This window comes from Streptomyces solincola (assembly GCF_002982015.1).
GTDB classification, from domain to species: domain Bacteria; phylum Actinomycetota; class Actinomycetes; order Streptomycetales; family Streptomycetaceae; genus Streptomyces; species Streptomyces solincola.
In genome coordinates, this window is record NZ_PVLV01000629.1 from 1 (window position 1) to 3,388 (window position 3,388).

Sequence of the window (3,388 nt, forward strand, 5' to 3'; positions counted from 1 at the left end):
CCATCAACGCCACCCAGCCCGACCTCGTGGCCGTGGTCGGCGACCTGGTCGACGGCACCGTCGCCGACCTCGGCCCGGCCGCCGAGCCCCTCGCGCAGCTCCGCGCCCGGGACGGCAACTTCTTCGTCACCGGCAACCACGAGTACTTCTCCGGTGCCGCCGAATGGGTGGACCACGTCCGCGAACTGGGCCTGCGCCCGCTACAGAACGAGCGCGTCGAGATCGCCGGCTTCGACCTGGCCGGCGTCAACGACCCGGCCGGCGAGACCGAGGGCGACGGGCCCGACTTCGCCGCCGCCCTCGGCGACCGCGACCGCACCCGCACCTCCGTCCTCCTGGCCCACCAGCCCATCGTCATCGACGAGGCCGTCCGCAACGGCGTGGACCTCCAGCTCTCCGGCCACACCCACGGCGGCCAGCTCTGGCCCGGCAACTACCTCGCCGAACTGGCCAACCCCACCGTCGTCGGCCTGGAGCGCTACGGCGACACCCAGCTCTACGTCTCCCGAGGCGCCGGCGCCTGGGGCCCACCGGTCCGCGTGGGCGCGCCCTCCGACATCACCCTCGTGCAGCTCGCCTCCCGCCAGGCGTGAACCACCCATGACGGAGCCCCGCCCCCCGTTCCTCCCGGGGGCGGGGCTCTGTCGTCCACTCGTACCCTCAGACCTCGCCGCCCCGGGCGATCTCCACCAGCCCCGCCCACGCGGCCGGGCTGACCATCAGGGCGGGGCCCGCCGGATTCTTGCTGTCCCGGACGGGGACGGTGCCGTGGGCGGCGGCGTGGGCGGGCACCCACTGCACGCACTGGCCGCCGTTAGGCTCGCTGTACGACGACGAGACCCAACCGGTGACCTGCGGCGTACCGGTGTTGTCGGTCATTCTGTGTACTCCTTGAGCATCGACTTGATGCGTGCGACGGAAGCATCAGGGGACAGGGCGTCCGCCTGCAGCCGATGGTAGAACTGCTGGGCGTTCGCAACAGTCTTCGGGTCTTCGTTGAGCCGCCCGCCCAACGGCCCTCCCTCCGTGTGCACTACCGAGGGACCTTCGCTGAAGGTCAGCACCGTGAACGCCGTACCGGTGATGGGCGCGCCGGCGGAGAACGGAAGCACCTGGAGCGTCACGTGCGGGCCCGCCGCCTCGGCCACAAGGCGTTCCAACTGGGCGGCCATGACCTCCCGTCCACCGACCATGGTGTGCAGACACGCCTCGTGCAAGACCACCCAAAGCAGCGGCGGATCAGCCTTCTCCATGACCTCGTATCGCCGTATGCGCCCGGCAACGCGGTTCTCCAGTACCGATTGTTCGTCGCGGGGGTGGTACGCGCGCAAGGTCGCGCGGGCGTACCCCTCGGTCTGGAGCATGCCCATGACGTACATGGCGCTGTAGTCGAGGATGTCCGTGGCCCGCAGTTCCAGTTGGACGTACGGGGCGAACCAGCTCGGGTGATCGCTGGCGAGTGCACGTCGTAACTGGCGGACGAAGAGGGTGCCCGTACCGAAGGCGCGGTCGCAGCCCACCGCGAACTTCTCGCTGGGCACCATCACGCCGGTCTCGACCTTGCATACGTAGCTCTCCGAGTAGCCGGTGGCTATCCCAAGACTCTTCAGCGTGAAGTTCCTTGCCAAGCGCACCTGCTGCACGTCGGCGACGAAACTCTGCACGGGAGTCAAGTCCGCCCGAGGCTCGTCCTCTGCCATGTGTCCGACCTTCCTGCTTGCTGCTTTGGCCTCCGAGCGAAGGCCGAAGCGCCTTGAGCGATGGGGGTCAAGTGGTCACAAGCTACGACCCGCTGCGTTCACCTGGTCACGAAGGCAGGGGATTCCTACGAAAGGCGCGGTGGTCGCAGTGGTGTTCGAGTGGGCGCAGCGGTTCAGTTCCACCCGGCGAGGGGCGCGGCTGGCACGGCGGCTGGCGGTGCTGGTGCTGGACGAGTGGGGGGTCCCGCACGACCACGACGTCTCGGAGCGGGTCGCGTTGATCGTCGCCGAGCTGGCGGCCAACGCCGTCACCCACGGGCGGGTCGCCGGGCGGGACTTCGAGCTGCGGGTGACCGCGCCGGAGGGGGTGGTGCGGGTCGCGGTGTCGGACGCGCGGGAGGACCGGTTGCCGGTCCTGCGGTCCGACCACGGCGAGGACGGCGGCTACGGGCTGCACCTGATCGAGGCGCTGTCCGACCGGTGGGGCACGGAGCCCCGATCGGTCGGCAAGACGGTGTGGGCGGAGGTCGCACGGAAGGAAGAGGGGCAGCGGGTCTAGGGCTCCCGCGCGTCCGGGAGGAACTCCGCCAGGACGTCCTCGATCTGGGCGACCAGGGGCCGCATCACGCGGAAGCGGGAGAGGGCGATGGCGCGGGCGGCGAGGGGGGCGGTGCGGACGACGAGGCGGCGGCTGCGGGCGGCGTCGGGGGAGCGGTCGTACACCCAGAACAGGACCAGCCCCATCTGCATCAGCCAGAGGAGGTGGGGGAGGCGGTCGGCCAGCTCGGGGGCGGTCTTGGTGGAGGAGCCGGCCAGGACCTGGCGGTGGACGGAGACGGCGGCCTCGCGGGCGGCGGCGGAGTCGGCGGAGAAGGGGCTGAGCGGGCTGTCCGGGTCGGCGGCGTTCTTGAAGAACTGCGCAGCGAACCGGTGGTACGGCTCGGCGACGTCCAGCCAGGTCAGGAGGGTGGCCTGGATGCGGTCGGCGAGGTCGGCGGTGCCGGCCAGGGCGGGGTGCACGGCGGCCGCGTGCTCGGCGGCGATCCGGTCGTAGAAGCCCTGGATCAGGTGCTCCTTGGACGAGAAGTAATAGTACGCGTTGCCGGTGGAGACGCCGGCCTCCTGGGCGATGGCCCGCATGGTGGTGCGGTCGAAGCCGCGCTCCTCGAAGAGCCGCATCGCGGTCTCCAGGATGAGGGTGCGGGTCTGCTCGCTCTTGGGGGCCCGGGTCCGGGGAGCGGGCGGCCCGGCCGGTGCCGTGTCCGCCTCGGCGCTGTCGTCGTCCATGTGCTCTGCGTTCTCTGCGTCCCTCACGCCGTGAGCCTAGAGGCTGCGCGGCACGGCCCTCTTCACGGCCTCGGCGAGGTCGACCAGGGCGGCGACGTCCCCGTACTCCGGGGGCAGCGCCACCTCCACGTACGCCGTGCGGAAGCTGGTGGTCGCCCGGTAGCCGCCGTCCGGCTGCTTCTCCAGCACCCAGTCGACGCCGCTGATCTCGGCCCCGCTGGCCTTCGGGTTGTCCATCTCGGCGGGGCGCGGCACCCCGCAGCGCAGGACCAGGGCCGGGTCGCCCCAGGCGGCGGTGTAGGGGGAGGAGGGGTCGGTGTCGCGGCGGTCGCGGCCGGCGACGGTGGAGGGCAGGGCGTCGTGCAGGTCGCCGCAGACGCGGGCCGCCTCGGGGTCGGGGG

At 71.6% G+C, this 3,388-nt stretch carries 6 protein-coding genes; 2 read left to right on the top strand and 4 right to left on the bottom strand.

From position 1 onward, the window contains the following. On the top strand, positions 1 to 593 hold a 593-nt coding region (locus tag C6N75_RS28445), incomplete at its 5' end, for a metallophosphoesterase (protein ID WP_146132703.1). 67 nt (positions 594 to 660) lie between these two features. Here the strand turns inward: C6N75_RS28445 and C6N75_RS28450 are convergent. Beyond that, positions 661 to 879 carry a DUF397 domain-containing protein gene (locus tag C6N75_RS28450; protein WP_105871728.1) on the bottom strand — a complete coding sequence of 73 codons (219 nt, stop codon included), beginning with the start codon at positions 877 to 879 and terminating at the stop codon, positions 661 to 663. Further along, positions 876 to 1,700 carry a helix-turn-helix domain-containing protein gene (locus C6N75_RS28455; RefSeq protein ID WP_105871729.1) on the bottom strand — a complete coding sequence of 275 codons (825 nt, stop codon included), beginning with the start codon at positions 1,698 to 1,700 and terminating at the stop codon, positions 876 to 878. The genes C6N75_RS28450 and C6N75_RS28455 overlap by 4 nt, the downstream gene beginning before the upstream one ends. A 139-nt stretch (positions 1,701 to 1,839) precedes the next feature. Between C6N75_RS28455 and C6N75_RS28460 the strand changes: the two genes are divergently transcribed. Further along, positions 1,840 to 2,259: an ATP-binding protein gene (locus tag C6N75_RS28460; RefSeq protein ID WP_258177664.1), complete on the top strand. Its 420-nt coding sequence runs from the start codon at positions 1,840 to 1,842 to the stop codon at positions 2,257 to 2,259. Here C6N75_RS28460 and C6N75_RS28465 read toward each other — a convergent pair. Further along, positions 2,256 to 2,987 (bottom strand): TetR/AcrR family transcriptional regulator, encoded by a 732-nt coding sequence (locus C6N75_RS28465; RefSeq protein WP_105871731.1) that lies wholly within the window; start codon positions 2,985 to 2,987, stop codon positions 2,256 to 2,258. The genes C6N75_RS28460 and C6N75_RS28465 overlap by 4 nt on opposite strands. Positions 2,988 to 3,023: 36 nt before the next feature. Beyond that, the coding region (locus tag C6N75_RS28470) for a DUF3515 domain-containing protein (protein ID WP_105871732.1) at positions 3,024 to 3,388 on the bottom strand (365 nt) is incomplete at its 5' end.